The following is an 18423-nucleotide window of genomic DNA, read 5'->3' as shown; positions in this document are numbered from 1 at the left end:
ACAGCATGAGCCCTTCCGATTCCGTCCTCACCCCGTCCCTTTTCCTTCGTCACCACCGCCAGTTGCGCGCCCTGTTGATCGAGCGCCAAGCCTGGTTCGTCGCCCGCGACCTGGCACGCCTCACCAACAGCCATGTCACCGAACGGGTCATCCACAGGCTCGACCCGGACCAACACCGCAAGGCTCTCCTGCGCACCTACCACGGCCAAACCGAGGAAGAACTGCTGATCAGCGAAAGCGGCGTCTACGCCCTGCTGGCGGTCAACTTCTACCCCCCGGAAAACCGCAGCCTGCGCCAATGGCTGAGCAACGAAGTGGTGCCACTGCTACGCGACGCGCAAGAGCAAAACCCCTACCTGCCCCGCCGACGCATCAGCCAGGCGCTGGGCCGCGAGATGGGGCTGCTGGATTGGCAGGGCTCGCTGTGGGGGCGGCTGGGCGATGCAGTGCGGATGATGGAAATGGCTGAGTGAGTGGGTGGATGTAGTAACTGGGGATTGGGGGCAGATCTATTTGAGCGCTGTAACTCTGGAGCCTGATGGGCGCCGGCACGACACGGTCGTAGCCATGCATGAAGAAACGGGTACGCGCGGTACAGTCAGTCGGGTTGGCCGCGTAAATCATACCGCTATTTCAGATCATCCTTAGAGCACGAAAAATAAATCTGTCCCCTTTTCGTTTATTAATCAAACCCAGATATCAGGAGAGGGGGTCTCTAACTGCAAGAAGCTCTTAAAGGCTTTGCACACCAAATCAAAATCATCTGTGATTGCTTGTGCAGGATACATTTCGCCAGAAAAACTAACCAACCCACTTCCTATCCCGCCTCCTCTTATTGTAGAGACTCCATGCTCTCCATCTTCCAAATATTGACTAAGCATCACAAGAAAACGCCCACCCTCTGAGTGAAGCACCACTTCATATGCTCCAACTTCAGGCGCCGGCCTAATCTGCAAACTTAAAACCCCAGAGCTATAACGTAGATCAGAAAGAGCCGACAGAACTTCGTGCTCACTTGGGTCGTATATCACAGGAAACTGAGCTCTTCCATGTTCACAAGCAGTCAGGTACCCGCCAAGTACAACCATCACTGCTTCTCCCTAATAGATTTCATTCCAGGCTCCCAATAGTAAGTTTTTGGAAGCCCAGTAATGTCATCTTTGGCTTGAACAGTTAAAGACTTCAGCCCGGCCTTATCAGCTGCCGCAGCAATGTCACCCCTGCAATATCCACAAACGTCCTTACCCACTACGGTCATAGACATATCCGAGCCTGCTGTTTTCCCCTCACTGAATGCCTTCTGAATAACACCAATTTCCGCGTGGGCATCTGCCATATTTCCGTTCGGATAGATTTTCCCGCTAGTAGCTGTCTTTGCATCTATTCGATCCGAAATCAATGTCGGCTGATTAGGATTCGCTTGAGCCGCTGGTCTGGCAGTCTGGTTGACATCGGTAAATACAGAGCTACCGATTTTTCCTTCGGCAGTTACAACAGGCGCAGCCCCTTTTGGAACGCCCCCCAGCATAGCCTCATAAGCATCCGCTGAGAGCTTCTGCCCCATCTGCTTTTCCACTTCCTGCGCAATACGGACCTTCTGCGCCTGCTCGAGGGTGAGTTTTACCCCCGCCGTACCAACAAGCCCTGCGGGCAAGGCTTCACCGACGGCCAGGCTGCCGACGGCATTGCTGGTTTCGTTAACGCACAGAATCGGGTCCCGCTTGCATGCCTCTACCGCCACTCTGGCTGCAGCGAGTACTGCTGGCGTGCTTGCTGCACCTACGATGGCTACCGGCAAGAGTGAAAAGGCGAGGGCGACTTCAAGTCCGCCATTGGCGAGTTCCTTGTTTTCGTATTCCTGGCGGCACTGTTGGCGTGCTGCGCCGCCACAGCCGCCGCCTTGCACATAGGCCTCGAACATCCGATCGGCATAAACCCTGCCCCCGAATTCGTTGTTCTCGACCGTGTTTTGCCCGGCCTTTCCGGCCGCGACGGCTCCTGCGAAATCGCCTTCAAGCAAGCCACCGGCCAAGCCGCCCGCAAGAGACGAAAGCGCTACGACGGCTTGTTTCTCCGATTCGCTGAGCTCACCGCTGCTCTTGCCGTAGAGCTGCTGTGCAATCAGCGGAGCCAACGCTTCGCCGGTAAACGCCCCTGCCGCTCCGGCCGTTGCAGCATTGCCCTGCGCTTGCGCGACCAAGGCACCGAGCACCGCATGCGCCATCAACCGCGCGGTATCGTTATCGCCCGCCTGCGCCTTGATGACGCCAGCCAAGTAGGGGGCGGACGCGCCCGCCAAGGCCGAACCGATATCGCCGCCCACAAGCCCTTGGAGGGCAGCCGTTACCGCCTGGGCGGCTTTTTGATAGTCACTGCCAGTTCCATAGCGCGACATCTCTAGCTGGTAGATCGCACTGTTACGGATTTCGTCCGCCGTTGGATTGCGGTTCCCGGCGTTAGCCAGTTCCTTGCGCGCCGCTTCCTCTGCCTTGATCTCCCCCTGCGTCCGCACGATATCCATCGCCTGGGTGCCGATCTCGCTGATCAGTTGCACCTGCTGCAGACGCTGTTGCTCTTTCTCCTTGTCGAAGATCGGGTTGATGCTGCCGTTGGCGTGTTCCACGTCGCGGCTCAGGCTGGCCACGTCTTGTTGCTGGTTGGCCTTGTCGCGGATCTCGAGGGTGCCGTTGGAGATGGCCGAGTTCGTCGTGCCGCTCGCGCTGTCGCCGTGGTTGTATGGCACCAGCATGCCGCTGGGCAGGTTGCCGACGAATTCGCCGCTGCCGGTGTTGCCGCTGCTGAGGCTGACGCTCTGCTGCTGGCTGGTGTAGTCGGCCTTGTTGTCGAGGCTGCTCCAGCCCAGCGTGCCGGTGCTCAGGCGGTTCTTGTCGGCGTCGGCGGTGCTGGCGATCACGCTGCCGTCCAGTTGTGTCTGGTTGCCCACCTCAATCTGGAAGCCGCCCTTGCCGGCGTACAGGCCGGTCTGCTCCTGCACGCTCTTGTAGTGGGAGTCGATCTGGCTCTGGCTCGCGCTCAGGTTCGCACCGCCACCGCCGGCGCCCACCACGTTCACGCTGCCGCCGGCGCTGACGTTCTTCTGCTTGGACTCGTAGTAGTCGCTGTCCTGCAGGCTTTGCAGCGTCAGGTCGCGGCCCACGTTGGCGATGATCTGCTCGCCGCTGACTTGCGCCCCCTTGAGCGTCGTGTCGCGGCCACTGATCAAGCTGACCCTGTCGCCCGCATCGAGCGTGGTTTCGCTCCAGGTGGTGCCGTTGCCCTTCTCCTTGCCCGAGCCCTGGTTGGCGCTGGCGAAGATGCTGAGCCCGGCGCCTTGCGGCCCCGCACCGACGCTGGCGCCTATCGATCCACCGCTGCTGCTGTTCTTGCCATCGAGCTTCTGGGTGTTGGCCGCCGCCTCCAGCGTGATATCGCGGTTGGCCGCCAGCAGCATGTCGTTGCCGGCCTTGAGCTGGCTGCCCTGGATACGAATGTCGCCGTCTTCGCCCACCTTGCCCGCGCCGGTGGCGAGGATGTTCAGGCTGTTGCCCGCCGTCAGGCTGCTGCCCTGGCTGACACTCTGCTCCTGGGTCTGCTTCGAGCTGGACTTCTGCGAACCGAGCGAGGCGCTGACGCCGAAGAACTGCTCGGCGTTGGCCGCGGTCATGCCACCCTGCTGCGCCGCCTGCAAGGCCTGCACGCCGGTCAACCCGGCCTTGATGCCCTGCAGCGCGGCGAGTCGGTTATCGTCTTCCTCCCGCGCCTGCTTGGCGGTCTGGTAGCCCGCATCCATCGCGCTGCCGACGCTGCCGGACAACGCCAGGGTCAGGCCGCTGCTCTTGCTCTTGTGGGTCTGCTCGCTGCGGTTCTCGTTCTGCGCGGCGAGGATGCTGACGTTCTGACCGATGAGGTTGATATCCCGACCGGCCACCACATCCGAACCGCGGATGGTCAGGTCCTTGCCGGCCTGGATATCGACGTTGCCCAGCACGCTGCCGAGGGTGCTGCCGCGGGTCTGCTCGGTGTGTTCGGTCTGGGTCGCCTTGGTGCTGGCCGTCCCGACGCTGAAACCCAGTCCGCCGCTGCTCATCACGCCAGATTTCTTCTTCGACTGCGCGTGGCTGCTCTCGAAGGTATCGGTGGCGCCGTCGATCACCACGTTGCGCCCGGCCAGCAGGCTGGTGCCGTGGGTGGACACCACGTCGCTCGCACGCACGCCGATGTCCTGGCCGGCGCGAATGGCCACACTGTCGGCACTCACCAGCGAGCCGACCTGGGTCGTGCTACTGCTGCTGTCGATGGTCGTTTTCGAGGAACTGGACAGCCCGGAGCTGCTGGTCTTGGTCTTGCGGTAGTAGCTGTAGTCGCTGTCCTGCGCGGAGACCAGGTTCACGTCGCGCGCGCCATACAGGTAGGCCTCGCCCGAGGCGCTGAGCGTGCTCGCCTGCAGCGTCAGGTCCTGCCCGGCCGCCACATACGCATTGCCACCGGCATTCAGCGACGTGCCCTGCTGCTGCACATGGTCTTCCTGCGCCGTCACCTTCTTCGTATGGCCGTAGCGATGGCTCTCGTTCGCCGCCGAGGCCAGGGTCACGTCGCGGCCCGCGCTCAGTAGCGCGTCGCGGCCGGCGTTCAGTTGGCTGGCCACGGCCGTGAGGTCGCGGCCGGCGTTGATGTCGAGGTCGCGCCCGGCGCTGACTTGCGCGCCCAGTTGCTGGACGCTCTGGCTCGCGGAGCGGCTGCCGTTGACCTGCCCCTGGACCACCTGTACCGAGGCGATGTTGACGTCGCGACCGGCGCTCATCGCCAGGTCGCCGCGGCTTTGCAGCACGCCGCCGAGGTTGCTGATGTCGCGCCCCGCGCTGATGTCCAGGTGCCCTGCTGCTTCGATGCGCGCCGCGCTGTCGGCGAAGCTCGCCGTCCAGCTGCGGTTGCCCTGGGCGCTGTCGATGCGGGTGACGCTGCGTTCGTTGAGCACATCGCCGGTCAGCGCCGTGAGGCTCACGTCGCGGCCGCTGATGATGCCGCCGGCGCTGTTGCGGATGCTGTCCAGGGCCAGCAGGTCCAGGCGGTTGCCCGCTTCGACCAGGCCGCTGTTGCTGAGGTTGCTCGCCGTGGCGCTGAGGTTGTTGCTCGCGCGCAGGGTGCCGGCGTTGTTCAGTTCGCCGCCGCTGATCAGGCTCACGTCCTGGCCCTGGATGAGCGCGCCGTTGGGCGCCAGGCGGTTGTTGCTCTGCGCCAGGTAGAGCACCGGCACCAGCACCTTCTCGCCGTTCACCACCGCCTCTTCCATCCACACGATGTCGTGCGTCAGTGCCGCCACCTGCTCGGCCGAAAGGCCAACGCCCAGGCTCAGCTGCAGCTTGTCCTTGTAGGCGATGGCGTTGTCCATCAGGTGCTTGAACAACGCCTCGTCGCTGGCCATGCCGTCGATGAAGCGCTGGCCGGTGCGCGCCACCACCGCCTGCTGGAGCAGGCGCTGTTCGTACAGCCCATCGCCCAGGCGCTTCTGCGACTTGTCCGGGTCGTAGCCCAGCAGCCCGAGCAGGTAGTCGGAGCTGAGGAAGCTCTTCAGGCTCGTCAGTTCCGGGTTGGTCTCGATCAGGTACTTGTGGCTGTTGCTCGGCGCCGCGCTGCTGGGCAAACCCTGCACGCGCTGGGCGCTCAGGCCGCCCACCGACAGCGCGTTGCCGGTGCCCGCCAGGGCGCCATTGCCCGCGCCATTCACGCTTTCCGCGCTGCCGCCACTGCCGCCTTGGCCGCTCAGGCGGAACAAGCCGTTCTGCCCCTGCGGCAGGCTGAAGCCCGGCAGGGTGAGCGGGTTGACGTGCTGCTGGGCGAGCTCCGGCGGCAGTTGCGCGTTGATCGGCACCACCGTCTGCACCCCGCTGGCACCGACGCCGGTGTTGGCGGTCTGCTGGCCCGGGTTGACGTAGCTGTAGTTGTTGCGGATGACGCTGTTGTTGATCTCGTTGCGCGCGGTGATGCTGACGTTGCCACCGGCCTGGATGATGCCGGCGTAGGTCTGGTCATCGCTGCCCAGCTGGGTCACGGTGCCGTACTGCGGCAGGTCGGTTTCGGTGGTCGAGATGAAGTGGCTCAGGGCATTGGCCAGGCCCTGGGGATCGTTGACGTAGTTGGGGCTCTCGATCCAGTACTGGTCGGTGAAGGCGTTGGCTTCGTTGACCCAACTGGAGGCGTCGCGCGTCCGCTCGGATTTGAACACCCGGAAGGTTTCGGTCTCGCCGGTGACCACGCCCTGGTTGGTCAGGGTGCCGACGCTGGCGTAGATGTTCTGCCCGGCGCTGATCACGCTGCTGGCGTTGTTCAGCGAGTCGCTGCTGATGCTGAGGTTGCCGCCGGCGTTGATCGACGACGCGGCGCTGGCCTGCAGCACTTCGAGCTTGTCACGCTCGGTGATTTCCCAGACGTGGTTGCGCTTGCCGGAGCAGTCGGCGATGGAGTCGTTGAGGTACTTGTAGCAGTCCACCTCGATGATCTGCGCGGTGTACTTGCCGGCGTTGTCGACCACCAGCACCACGCGCTGGTTGTTCAGCGTGCCGACATTCAGGCGCATGTCGCCTTCGCTGGTCAGGGTGCCGGAGAGGTTGTCCAGGCGCGCCGCCCAATTACCTGCATCGTCCGCCGCCACATCCAGCGACCCGAGGCTGTACACGTCGGCATAACGGTTGGTGAAGCTGCCCACGCGCAGCGCCATGTCGCCACCGCTGAACAGCAACCCGCCCTGGTTGAGCAGGTTGCCCGCCACCACGCGCAGGCGGTCGGCGCTGCCGAGGGTGCCGTAGTTGTTCAGGGTGCCGGCGCCCACCTGCAGGTCGCCTGCCGAGGTGAGGCGGCCGTGGTTGTCCAGGCTGCCGCTGCTGTTGACCGTCGTCGTCGCGCCGCCGGCGATGCTGGTGTTCGCCCCCAGGCCGATGTAGCCGGCGCCCAGGGCGAGGTTGCCCAGGCTGCTCAGGCGACCGTTGCCGGTGTAGCTGCCGCCCAGGGTCAGGCCGAGGCTGCCGTCGCTGGCGATCAGGCCGTCGTTGTTCCAGTTGCCGCCGCTGCCGCTGAAGTTCTGCACGGCGAGCAACTGGCCGCCGCTGCCCTGGACCAGGGTGCCGACGTTGAGGGTGAAATCGCGTGCCTGGATCACCGCGTGGTTGGTCCAGCTGGCCGCCTGGTAGCTCAGGCCGCCGTTGGTGGTGAAGCTGCCGCCGGCCAGGCCCGCCTGGGCCAGGTCCAGGGCGAAGGCACCGCTGCCAACGTGCAGTACGCTGCCGCCGGCGTTCTGCAGCGCGGCGCTGTACAGGCCGAAGTCCTGGGTGGCGCCTTCGATGCGCCCCTGGCTGTTGTCCAGCAGGCCGCTGGTGGCGATCTGCATCAGGCTCGGGCTGCGCGTCGGCGCCTGGCCGAGGGCACGAATGGCGCCGCCGCGGTTGTCGAGGCTGGCCGCGCGGATGTTCAGCGAGCCGCTGCTTTCGATCAGGCCCGCCTGGTTGTTCAACGCGCCGGCCAGGCTGAAGTCGAGGCTGCCGGCGCCGACCTTGCCGCCCTGGTTGAACAGCTGGTTGCCGCTGACGCTGAGCCGGCCGCCGGCATACAGGCCGCCGCCCTGGTTATTCAGGTCGCTGGTGACGATGCGGTTGTCGCCGCTGACCGCCGAGAGGTGGCCGTTGCGGTTGTCGATGCCGCCGCTGGCCTGCACGTCCAGCGCCTGCGCCTGGGTGGTGCCGCCGTGGTTGCCGAACCAGCCGGTGACCAGTTTCAGCCAGCCGGCGGCGCTGTTGAGGATGCCGCCGCTGCCGTTGTCGAGGCTCGCGCTGTGCAGGTCGAGGTTGCCGGCCTGGCTGACGATGTGCCCGCCCTGGTTGCCGGCCGCGCCCTGGATGCGCAGGGTGCTGTCGAGCTGGCCCTGCAGGGTGCCGGCGGCGTTGTCCAGGCTGACCGCGCCGATGTCGAGCGTGCCGGCCTTGCTGAAGATCAGGCCGTCCTGGCGGTTGAGCAGCGCGCCGCTCAGGCTGAGGACGAGGGCGTCCTGGCTGGCGAGGGTGCCGCCGGCGCTGTTGTCGAAACGCCCGGCGAGCACCTGCAGCAGGCTCTGGCTGACCAGTTGCCCACCGCGGTTGTCGACGCTGCCGGCGCTGATGTGCAGCGGGCCGGCACTGGCCAGCTTGGCATTCGGCCCGACGTTGAGCAGCGCGCCGAGCAGGCTCAGGCGCAAGGCGCCCTGGCTGGAGAGGCTGCCGCCGCTGTTGTCCAGGCTGCTGCCGGTCAGTTGTACGGCGTGGCCGTTGATCTGCCCGCCTCGGTTGTCCAGCGCGGCGCCGCTGCCGGTCAGCGCGCCCTGGGCGCTGAGCAGACCGCCGGTGCGGTTGTCGAGGTTGCCGGCCAGGCTCAGGCCGAGGTCGCCCTGGGTGGAGACGATGCCGCCGGCGTTGTTCAGGCTGCCGGCCGCGAGGGTCAGTTTGCCCTGGCTGACCAGCGCGCCCTGGTCGCGGTTGTCCAGCGCGCCACTGAGTGTCACATCGAGGGCGCCGTTGCGGCTGGAGAGGGTGCCGCCGGCGCTGTTGTCGAGGCTCGCGGCGTTGACGCTCAGGCCTTGCCAGCCCGAGAGCAGGCCCTGGTTGGCGTTGCGCAGGGCGGCAGCGTCCAGGCTCAGTTGGCCGCCGCTGATGAGGCGCCCCTGGTCGCCGTTGTCGAGGGTGCCGCCGGCCTTCAGCGCGAAGCTCTGCGCGCTGGAGATTTCCCCGCCGCGGTTGTCGAGGTGGCCGAGGCCGTTGATCTGCAGCAGGCCGCCGGCGCTGAGCAGGCCGCCACGGTTGTCGAAGTCGCCGCGCTGGCCGGCCTGGCCCAGGTCGATACGGACGTTGCCTTCGCCGATCAGCAGCGCCTGCTGCTGGATCAGCGTGGCGACCGTCAGTTGCAGGTCGCCCTTGGCGGAGACTTCGCCGCCGCCGAGGGCTTCGAACTGCCCGACGCGCAAATCGAGCGCGCCCTGGCTGGTGATCAACCCGCCGGCTTGCCCGGCGCCGTTGCGGCCGTTGCGGATATCGCCGGCGCGCAGAACCAGGCCCTGCTGGCCGCTGAGCACGCCGCCGCGGTTGTCGAGGTGGCCGGTGCTGGCATCGAGGCGGCCCTGGGCGAGGACCTTGCCGTTGCGGTTGTCGCTCGCACCGCTGGCGAGCACCAGTTGGCCGTTGCTGGAGAGCAGGCCGCCTTGGTTATTCAGGCTGCCGGCGCTGACGTCCAGTTTGCTGCCGGCAACCAGGGCGCCGTCGCCGTGGTTGTCCAGCGCGCCCTGCACGCGAGCGCGCAGCTCACCTTGGGTGGCCAGGGTGCCGCCCACGCCATTGGCGAGTTCGTTTACCGCCAGGCTCAGGCCCTGCTTACCGCTGACGGTGCCACCCGCGCTGTTGTCGACGCGGCCACCGGACAGGCCCACGGCGCCGTCGCTGACCAGCGCGCCGCCGCGGTTGTCCAGGCTGCCGGCCTGCACGGCCAGGTCGCCCTTGGCCGAGAGCACGCCCTCGCCACGGTTGTCGAGCGTCTGCTTCACCCGCGCCTGGAGCGTGCCATTGCTGACCAGCGTGCCTTTGCCGCTGTTGTCGAGGCTGTCGAGGTCCAGGCTCAGCGCCTGCTCGGCGGAGAACAGACCCAGGCGGTTATCCAGATGACCGCCGCCCACTTGCAGATCGCGGGCGACGACCTGGCCGCTGCGGTTGTCCAGGCGGGCCGCCGACAGGCTCAGCTGGGTGTCGGCGATGACCCGCCCCTGGCGGTTGTCGAGGGTGCCGGCGGCCACGCGGGCGGCGTTGCCCTTGAGCGCGCCGCCCTGGTTGTCCAGGGTGGCGCTGGCGGTGACATCGAGGTTGCGGCTGGCGACCACGCTGCCGCTGTTGCGCAGGGTCTGGCTGGCGATGGCCACGTCGCCCTGGACGTTGCGGCTGTTGTCCGGATTGACCCCGGCCTCGACGATGCCGCTGTTGTTCAGCTGCGCGGCACGCAGGTCGATGCGCTGGCCGGCGGCCAGGCTGTGGCTGTTGCTCAGTTGCCCGGCGGCGTTCAGCGCCACGCTGCCGGCGGCATAAGCCGGCCCCTGCAGGGCGATGTCCTGGGCGTTGGCGCGCAGGCTGCCGGCGCTGGCGGTTTGCGCCAGGCTCAGTTGGCCGTTGGCGTCGATCTGGATATCGCCGGCGTTGGCCGCCAGGTTGCCGGCCAGCTTCACCCCCACGCCCTGTTCGGTGCCCACCAGGCGGATCGCGCCGGCGTACATGCCGCCCAGCGCCGAGCTGTCGATGGCCAGCTGCGGCTTGCCGCTGCCGTCGTCGGGCTTGGCGGTGGCGTTCAGGGTTTGCGCATCCACCTGGTTGCGCCCGGTCACCACGGTCAGCTGCTTGGCATGCAGGTCGGCATTGAGCTTGGCGCTGCGTGTGATCAGCTCGAATTGATCGATGTTGCTCGCGTTCAGCCCGGCGCCTTCGATGGCGATGTCGCCGCCGTTGACGTCATAGCCCTGCAGCCGCCCGCCGTTGACGATCGGCGTGCCGGTGCTGAGGGTGGCGCGCGGGGTGTTGATGAAGCCGCAGCCGTTGCAGGTCACGCCGTTGGGGTTGGCGACGATGACATGCGCGCCCTGCCCCGCCACCTCGGTGTAGCCCTGCAGCTGCGAGCGGCTGCCGCCGGTGACTTCGTTGAGGATCTTCTGCGCCGCCTGCCCCTTGAGGTTGGGGTTGCCGACGACGATGCCGCCCAGCTGGGTGTCCTGCGTCTTGCCGGTGGCGTTGTTGAGGATCACCCCCTGCTGGCCGACGTTGTAGTCGCTGAACTTGTTGTGCGAGAGCCCCGCACCGTTGGGCGTGGCGATGTTCACCACCGGCACGCCATTGCCCGCCGCACCGATCTGGGTGTTGCCCCCCGCCGCTGCGTCCACCGTCAACTGCGCTGCCGCCGCCACGAGAGGATTGAGGAAAAGAATGCCCGCCAGGGCGCTGGCGATGGCTTGGTGCAGGGGGTGGCGAAGGTCCATGGGAAATCTCGAGCGGTGTAAAGAGCGACGGGTCAGTAGTACAGGTCAACGCGGAAATACAGCGGGTGCTCGCGCTTATCGAGAACGTCCGGGCGTTCCAGAGAGCGCGCCCAGGTCACCGACGCCGAAGCGTATTGGCCGCGGGCATTGAGCTCGATGCCATGACCACTCAAGCGGCCATGCAGGTCGGGGTTGTAGCTGCCGTGCCGGATGGCGCCGAAGTCGTAGGCGTAAGCCACGCCGTACTCCTGCACCCAAGGCTGCAGCGCGGCCCAGGTCACCGGTCGGCGCCAGCGCAGTTGGTTGCGCCAGTAGTAGCCGGAGTCGCCGGACAGGCTCTGCTCCTTGAAGCCGCGGATCGAACCGAGGCCGCCGAGGCTGATTCGCTGCGGGCTATAGAGCACGTCTTCACTGTGCTGGCCGGTGGCGAGGCTTTCGAAACTGAAGGCCTCGTCCCCGAGCCGGAATGGCTGCAGGTAGCTGAGGGTCAGGCTGTATTTGTCGTAGCGCGCACGTGGGTCGCCCGGCTGCGGATCGTCGTCGTCCTGCGCGCCAAAGGCGCCGACACCGCGTTGCCAACCGGCATCGAGGTTGACGAAGGCCGAGCCGACCCGGCGACCGTGGTTGATCCCCAGTTGGGCTTCGCTCAGGTGCGTGCTGGAAACATCGATCAGGGTGTCGTCGATGAAATTTTGCGAGCGCTGGTGCGAGAGGCCGGCATTGAGCGCGGTCTTGCTGACGTCGTCGCGGTGCAGAACACGCTCGGCGCGCAGTTGATGGCTACGGCTTTCACCATCGAAGACGAAGGCGAAGCCCGTGCCCTCGTTACGGGTGCGGTAGTAGCTCTGGCTGTAGCTGTAGGTGAAGGTCCACCACCCGTACGGCAGGCTGTACCACAGGCTCTGGCTGTCGGAGTGCTTCCAGTGGTCGCTGACCACGTCCTCGCCATAGCGCAGCCCCACCTGATCGCCCAACCCCAGCGGGCTGTCCCAATCCAGCCCGACACCGGCCTGCTGCTCGCCGGAACTGGCGTCGCCGTTGTTGTCGCGGCTGGCAGAAACACGCCACGGCTTGCTGCGCTCGCCCTTGAGCTGCACGCGGCTGCCCCCCACCTCGGTTCCGGGCACCAGCTCCATTTGCGCCTGGCGCGAGGGCAAGCGGTTGAGCTGATCGATCAGTTGCTCCAGCTCACGCAGATTGAGGATCTCGCCGGTTTGGCCGGGGAACCCCATGGCCACTTCGCGGGAGCTGGCCAGCGCGGATTCGTCGAAGCCTTCGAGGCGGCCCTCGACCACGATGATCTTCAGCTCGCCGCCGGAGAGGTCCTGCTGTGGCAAGTAGGCGCGGGTGGTGACAAAGCCATGGCGCAGGTAGAGGTCGGTGATGCTCTTGAGCAGCTCGTTGAGCTGATTCACCCCCAGGCAGTGGTTGCGGTACGGCGCCAGCAGGGCTTCGCGGGCGTGCTCGACGAGGTGCTCGGCACCTTCGAGAGTGATGGTGCGGATGGTGAAACAGCGGGTATCCGGCGCGGGAGGGGGCGGCGCCTCGGTGGGGGCCTTGCCGGGGAGTTGCTGGAGTTCTTCCAGACGCTGGCGCTGCTCGCGCAGGAGTTGCTCCTGCCGCTCACGCTGCATCTCGCGATCAGCCAGTGTTGAAATAACAGGGGCTGCGTGACTGCCCGCAGCCAGCAACACGATGCAGGCGGAAAATAACCGGGCTAAAGCGCGCATTCCTTCGTCCTTGATCGGCAATAGCGACGAGATTTAAGCGGCTTAGCTCGTTTGGGTCTTTAGGATTTGTCTTGAAGAAGCCTGCCGACCAGAGGCCATACCCCTGGCTACTGCGATGCCGTTTTTCGCGGGCGGAAAAATCGAGCCAATGATGATCGAAGAGATGGCTTGCCTGTAGGATCGACAACTGTGACGCTGGGCACCGGCTCTTTTAGACGACGGTAGAGTTCCAGTCGATGCACGGCTACATCGTCGCTTGCTTGAATCCCCAGTACTACCGTGCCTCCCTCAATCCTCAGAACCTTCACACGAGTGTTGTCACCGATTTGAATAGACTGGCCCGCGCATCTGGTCAGACTGAGCATGATGAAAGTTCCTTTGAGTGACGCAGGGACAAACCCTGCCGCGAACGGCACAACCAGCCAACCCGCCATGGATCAGAGAGAGAGCAATGGCGGCACCTCCAGCCCGGAAAACCTGCTGGTCGGAAGAGGTGGGGGATGCCATCCCATACTCACAGCGACCGATCCTAGTCACCCTGGCAGAGCCCCCTAAACTTGGCACAAGCAAAGTGGCGGCCATGAAAAGCCTTTTCGGCCCCGGGAAATACAAGACTTGTCCCAAAACATCGCACACTCGCTTGCATACTGAAAACACGCAGCCAAGGCTGACCTGAACCGTTTCAACTTGCCGAGCAAGTTCCAGGCGGCACGGGCCTTGAAAGCTTTGCAAATTCGCAGAGGTCAACAGTCCGGCTCGTCGAAACGTTCCATGCATGCAGGGCGTGAGATCATCTGGCAGAGCGCCGCCCGGCACAGCACCTACAAACAGTTGAGCGAACGCAGTGCCCTGTACAAGGTGAGGCGCAAGATCGAGAAGTCAAAAGCGCAGGTGCGGACCAGGGTCGAACACACGTTCCGAGTGATCAAGCGCCAGCTAGGTTACGTGAAGGTGCGCTTCCGGAGGTCTCGCCAAGAACACTGCGCAACTGATCACCTTGTTCACCCTGTCGACTCTATGGATGGCGCGTCGACAGTTGCTGGCTGCTGCGAGGAAGGTACGCCTGTAAAACGCAGAGGCCCTCCTTGCGAGACAGATGAGCGAGAGAGGCAACTCGAGAGTGTTCTGGCCTCCGATGGCACACCAGTGCGCAAAGTCTCCACCACAGGCCACAGCCAGGACTCTTTGAACGTTTGGAAAGCCAAGGCTTCCAACTCTTCTGCCGAACCCTCCAGACAACAATGTTGAACATTCACTGTCTCAGATCGGCAGCTACCGCCAGGCCCGAGTTCAATACTATAGTCAGGACTACTGGCGATCAGATGTCGGCCTGGCGGTAGACCAGAGGCAAGGCTCTGGAGAACAAGAAAGCCATTTCCAGACGAATCCCATCGCAATTCGCGCCATTCAGCGGTTTTAATAGAGCAGTCCACTTAACGGACACCCACGCACTTTAGTGGGGCACGCCTGCCAGCATGTCTCACTCTTTTTGCCGGTATAGCTCAGCAGGTAGAGCAACTGACTTGTAATCAGTAGGTCCCGGGTTCGACTCCTGGTGCCGGCACCATTTTGGCCAAGCCGAGTAAGCGCGGCGTCAATACGTCATAGACACTGCCACTGGTCTGTCCCGGAACTGGTGGACAGGTAGTTAAGAGCTACTGCTCGTATTTCGCCGCTCAAACTCCATCGGACTGAGATAGCCCAGCGTCGAGTGGCGACGGCGGTGATTGTAGAAGCGGATGTAGTCGAACAGGTCGGCTTTCGCCTCTTGGTAGCTGGCATAGCGCGTCAGGTATACCCGTTCGGCTTTCAGCGAACGGAAGAAGCTCTCCATCGCCGCATTGTCCCAACAGTTTCCCCGCCGCGAGTGGCTGGGCACGATGCGATGCCGCCGTAGCAAGGCTTGGTAGTCGTACGCGCAGTATTGGCTGCCGCGATCCGAGTGCAGCAGTACCTCTTCCTGCGGCTGTCGGCGTGCCACGGCCATCTCCAGTGCGGCGTGTACCAGGGCCTGCTGGATGCGGTGGTGCATCGCCCAACCGACGACGGCGCGTGAATAGAGATCGAGCACGACGGCCAAGTACAACCAGCCCTGGGCCGTCCGCACGTAGGTCATGTCCGAGACCCAATGCCGGTTGGCGCGATCCGAGGCGAACTGGCGATCCAGATGATTTGGGGCAATCGGCAGAGCGTGACGACTGCTGGAAACCAGCCGCCAGCGCTTGCGCGAGCGAACTCGCAATCCGGCTTCGCGCATCAGTCGAGCAACCCGGTGTCGACCACAGGCATGCCCCATGGCCGCCAACTCGGCCTTGATTCGGCGATGGCCATAGATCCCACTCACCTCATGGTGGATGGTGCGGATCTCCTTGCTCAGACGCCGATTCGCCATCACTCTCGCCGAAGGTGGCCGCTGCTGCCAGGCATAGAAGCCGCTGCGGGATACCCGCAGCAGCCGGCGCATCGGCGCTACGGGATAGCGACCGGCCAACGCCTCGATGGCGCGGAACTTCACTTCGTGAGCTGCGAGAAGATGGCGAGCGCCTTTTTTAAAACATCGCGCTCCATGGTGACCTGAGCCAGTTGCTGGCGTAAGCGACGCAGCTCCGCGCTCTCGCCCCGCTGCTTGCCATTGCCCGGAAAGGCACCGTCACCTTGCTGCTCGTACTGGCGCTTCCATTTGCCCAACAGGCTTTCAGCGATGCCCAGCGACTCGGCGACATGACGAAGCGGCGTACCGGCAAGTACCTGGTCTACCGCCTCGCGTTTGAAGGATTCGGGAAAACGTCGTCTGGTCTGGGTCATGAACACTCCTTGCGGTGGGCATTATCCACCTTAAGTCAGTGTCCACTCAGCCCGGGACAGACCACCAGACAAGGCAGCGAAGCTGGCTTCGAATCGGAGTCAATTGCTGTTGTCGCCGGCAGTCAGTAGCAGCTGTGACGCAGACTCCCAGCCAATGCAGTTACGCGAAAGGAGGTCGAGGGCAAGCCCATCGATCTGGGCCGCGAACATTTCGTCGAGATCGGCGATCTCATCGTCCAACTCCAGATAGCGGCGCCCCAAGGACTTCAAGGTAATCCGGTGCGCCGAAATGATACTCCGATAGTCGGAGAGATTCAGACGCCGTGCACCAACGTACCGAAGAGCTGCATACGGGCCATCACGCGCAGCGATTCGCGTAGTTCAGTGTGAGCTTACTCGAAAGTGTCTTTGCTAACGGGGCAGAACCCGAGCCAAGACGATATACCACCTCAGCTTCTGCTGAGCTCGCTCTATATGCCTCTACTTTGGGACGAGTCCCATGTCCTCGGCGTCAGGCCCTTCCTAGCATGCGCGCTGCCTGATTGAGGGCAGCATACTCATAACCAATAGGAGCAAGCATGTTTCGCAAACTGACGGCCGAGTCGATCGGCACTTTCTGGCTGGTCTTCGCAGGCTGCGGCAGCGCCATATTCGCCGCCCAGGGTGTCGGCCCGCTTGGCGTGTCCTTGGCTTTCGGGCTGTCCATAGTGACCATGGCCTACGCAATTGGCCCAATTTCAGGCTGTCACTTAAACCCGGCCGTGAGCCTCGGCCTCTGGGCCGGCGGGCGTTTCGAGGCACGTCAATTGCTGCCCTACATCTGCGCTCAAGTGACAGGGGCTGTGCTCGCCGGCGCCACGCTGCTGCTAATCGCCGGCGGCAAGCCCGGATTCGATGCCCTGGCTGGCTTCGCTGCTAATGGCTTCGGAGAGCAGGGCTCGCCCAACGGCTACAGCCTGGAGGCGGTGGTAATTACCGAAGTGCTTCTCAGTGCAGTTTTCTTGTTTGTCATCATGGGGGCCACCGAGAAGTTGTCGACACCAGGCTTTGCTCCACTAGCCATCGGTCTTTGTCTGACCCTTATCCACTTGATCAGCATTCCGATCGACAATACTTCAGTGAATCCAGCCCGCAGCCTTGGTGTCGCTCTGTTTGCCGATTCGCTGTTCTTGAAGCAGATATGGGTTTTCTGGCTCGCACCTATCGTCGGCGGCATATTCGGCGGCCTGGCATTCCGCTCGATCTGCAACTTGCCCGCATTATCATCCAAGCAGATGTCGTAAACACTCGGGCGCAGTTTGCGCCCGAATCTCTCGCCTAGTAGCAAGGTTACCTATATGAAGTCGCCGCAGTACACACGCGAACAATGGAACGCATTGCAGCCTAATCTGAACAAACTCTCCGACCGAACGATCAGGATGACCTACATGGTCATCATCGAGGGTGAAAGTAAGACGAAGGTAGCCAGAGCTCACCAAACAACTCCTCAGAATGTCTGGCAGGCAGTACGCCGCGTACTAAGGATATTGGAGTCGAACAGAGAAGCCATTTGTGACGGGGGCGTAATTTCGTTTCAAGATGCGCCTAATCAGCTGCCGAAGACTATGAGACCAATGATCATTGGCGAGTTGAGGCACGATGCCCCCAAAGACCTCCTTCGTGAGCAGTTGGATTATCTAGTCCGGGAGTATCAAAGCCAGACGCATCGCTCACCGGCAGAGCCCTTATAGCCCGAAGATCATCCAGGCTGAATATATAGCGCAGCGCAGTTTAATAGGATGCGAAGCTATACTGCAGGAATCTTCTCTTGGCTAGAAATACTCAATTCGACCTATCAGAATACTCGCGCATAGTTGCTTTGACAAAAGAATATTTAATCCTCCGCCAAGCAGCCCACCCAAAGACTGTGCACCTTAAATAGAAAAATAGATGAAGCTCTTAATCGGCGCCTTAGCTTTTGTTCTTGCAATACTTCCATGCAAGGCAGATCAATATCTAAAAAAATCAAGAATCGACCGAATTGTTGATCTTGGATTTACCATTAGTGAGTACCGCGCTCGCCTGGATATAATTCTGACAGAGATAAAAGCAGGGTATCAGATTCGAAAGTTCCGTGCATTGAATAAATTCAGCGATTATTGTATCTATTCCGCGCCTATGGGGCGGTACGCCTACTTGTTAATCGTCACCTCAAGTCATTCGGAGAAGGTGGTCAGTCTAGTCGTGAGTGGGATTCATGACAGAAGCGAGCGTTCGGCTGAAGCCGTTTCGATCGCCGGTGCTGCGGGACTAGCCGCAGCGGTGGCTAAGCAGGACAGAAGTGATCTTTTGCTCGGGCTGCTTACGCTACCCACCGAAGGCGGCCGATTCGAAATGAATGGTCTGCGCTTCACGCAAAGTGCGAGAACCGGCAAGGGTGAACTTTTTAGCGTATCGCCATCACCATCGTCGCGACAGATATTTTGATGAAGGAGGTGTAGCCCGTCATCCCTTATTATGCTGAAGTTGGCAGAGCCACTGAGGAACAATTCGCGTCACGCACCCAAGGAAAAATCTGTATGCTGTGATTTCGCACGTACAGATCCATGCGAGAGTTGGCAGATGGTCTGTCACGGGCTGAGTGGAAACTTACTAAAGGTGGATTGTGTCCACTTCCAAGAGTGTCCATTTCCCGAGCCAGGCGACACTTTCCCGAATTATTCAAACGCGAAGCAGTAGACTAGGTGTAGCCGGTACGCCGACTCGTCATGTGATGCAACATCATCGCAACGGAACTCAATACCGCCTCTGAATGCCACTCAGTATCTTCAAGAGGATTCTCAATGATTTTATCTGAGAAAGTATCTACGGTAGATTGCACTA

The 18423-nt window shown here is 62.8% G+C and carries 8 protein-coding genes, 1 tRNA gene and 3 pseudogenes; 6 read left to right on the top strand and 6 right to left on the bottom strand.

The window, feature by feature from the left end:
* The first annotated feature begins 5 nt into the window (after positions 1 to 5).
* Positions 6 to 473, top strand: coding sequence for a Bro-N domain-containing protein (locus ACA097_RS19710; RefSeq protein WP_371365419.1), 468 nt, complete (start codon positions 6 to 8; stop codon positions 471 to 473).
* A 213-nt stretch (positions 474 to 686) separates the two neighbouring features.
* Here ACA097_RS19710 and ACA097_RS19705 read toward each other — a convergent pair whose 3' ends face one another.
* The 4 genes from ACA097_RS19705 to ACA097_RS19690 all read right to left on the bottom strand — a co-directional run bounded on the left by ACA097_RS19705 (position 687) and on the right by ACA097_RS19690 (position 13121).
* A complete protein-coding gene (locus tag ACA097_RS19705; RefSeq protein ID WP_371365417.1) occupies positions 687 to 1088 on the bottom strand; it encodes a hypothetical protein in 402 nt (133 codons plus the stop codon).
* Complete coding sequence (locus tag ACA097_RS19700; RefSeq protein ID WP_371365415.1) at positions 1088 to 11026, bottom strand: hemagglutinin repeat-containing protein; 9939 nt, start codon at positions 11024 to 11026, stop codon at positions 1088 to 1090. The genes ACA097_RS19705 and ACA097_RS19700 overlap by 1 nt, the downstream gene beginning before the upstream one ends.
* 32 nt (positions 11027 to 11058) lie before the next feature.
* Complete coding sequence (locus tag ACA097_RS19695) at positions 11059 to 12756, bottom strand: ShlB/FhaC/HecB family hemolysin secretion/activation protein (protein WP_371365413.1); 1698 nt, start codon at positions 12754 to 12756, stop codon at positions 11059 to 11061.
* Between the two features lie 107 nt (positions 12757 to 12863).
* Positions 12864 to 13121, bottom strand: coding sequence for a carbon storage regulator (locus ACA097_RS19690; protein ID WP_371365411.1), 258 nt, complete (start codon positions 13119 to 13121; stop codon positions 12864 to 12866).
* Positions 13122 to 13506: 385 nt separating this feature from the next.
* On the opposite strand from ACA097_RS19690, the pseudogene ACA097_RS19685 reads away from it, so the two are divergent.
* Both ACA097_RS19685 and ACA097_RS19680 read left to right on the top strand, forming a co-directional pair.
* Positions 13507 to 13825: pseudogene (locus ACA097_RS19685) on the top strand (transposase); the annotation flags it as partial.
* A 422-nt stretch (positions 13826 to 14247) separates the two neighbouring features.
* Positions 14248 to 14323, top strand: a tRNA-Thr gene (locus tag ACA097_RS19680).
* An 81-nt stretch (positions 14324 to 14404) separates the two neighbouring features.
* Here the strand turns inward: ACA097_RS19680 and ACA097_RS19675 are convergent.
* A pseudogene (locus tag ACA097_RS19675) lies at positions 14405 to 15561 on the bottom strand (IS3 family transposase).
* Between the two features lie 102 nt (positions 15562 to 15663).
* Positions 15664 to 15953 (bottom strand): annotated as a pseudogene (locus ACA097_RS19670) (IS110 family transposase); the annotation flags it as partial.
* 186 nt (positions 15954 to 16139) lie between these two features.
* Here ACA097_RS19670 and aqpZ point away from each other — a divergent pair.
* From aqpZ to ACA097_RS19655, 3 genes are all read left to right on the top strand, one after another.
* Positions 16140 to 16844 (top strand): aquaporin Z, encoded by a 705-nt coding sequence (aqpZ, locus tag ACA097_RS19665; protein WP_371365409.1) that lies wholly within the window; start codon positions 16140 to 16142, stop codon positions 16842 to 16844.
* Between the two features lie 54 nt (positions 16845 to 16898).
* Positions 16899 to 17291 (top strand): TrfB-related DNA-binding protein, encoded by a 393-nt coding sequence (locus tag ACA097_RS19660; RefSeq protein ID WP_371365407.1) that lies wholly within the window; start codon positions 16899 to 16901, stop codon positions 17289 to 17291.
* A 199-nt stretch (positions 17292 to 17490) separates the two neighbouring features.
* A complete protein-coding gene (locus tag ACA097_RS19655; RefSeq protein WP_371365405.1) occupies positions 17491 to 18027 on the top strand; it encodes a hypothetical protein in 537 nt (178 codons plus the stop codon).
* Positions 18028 to 18423 lie beyond the last annotated feature (396 nt).

This window comes from Pseudomonas sp. QL9 (assembly GCF_041409665.1).
Taxonomy (GTDB): Bacteria; Pseudomonadota; Gammaproteobacteria; order Pseudomonadales; family Pseudomonadaceae; genus Pseudomonas; species Pseudomonas knackmussii.
The sequence above is the reverse complement of the archived record's forward strand: the minus strand, read 5'-3'. Positions and strand labels throughout refer to the sequence as shown.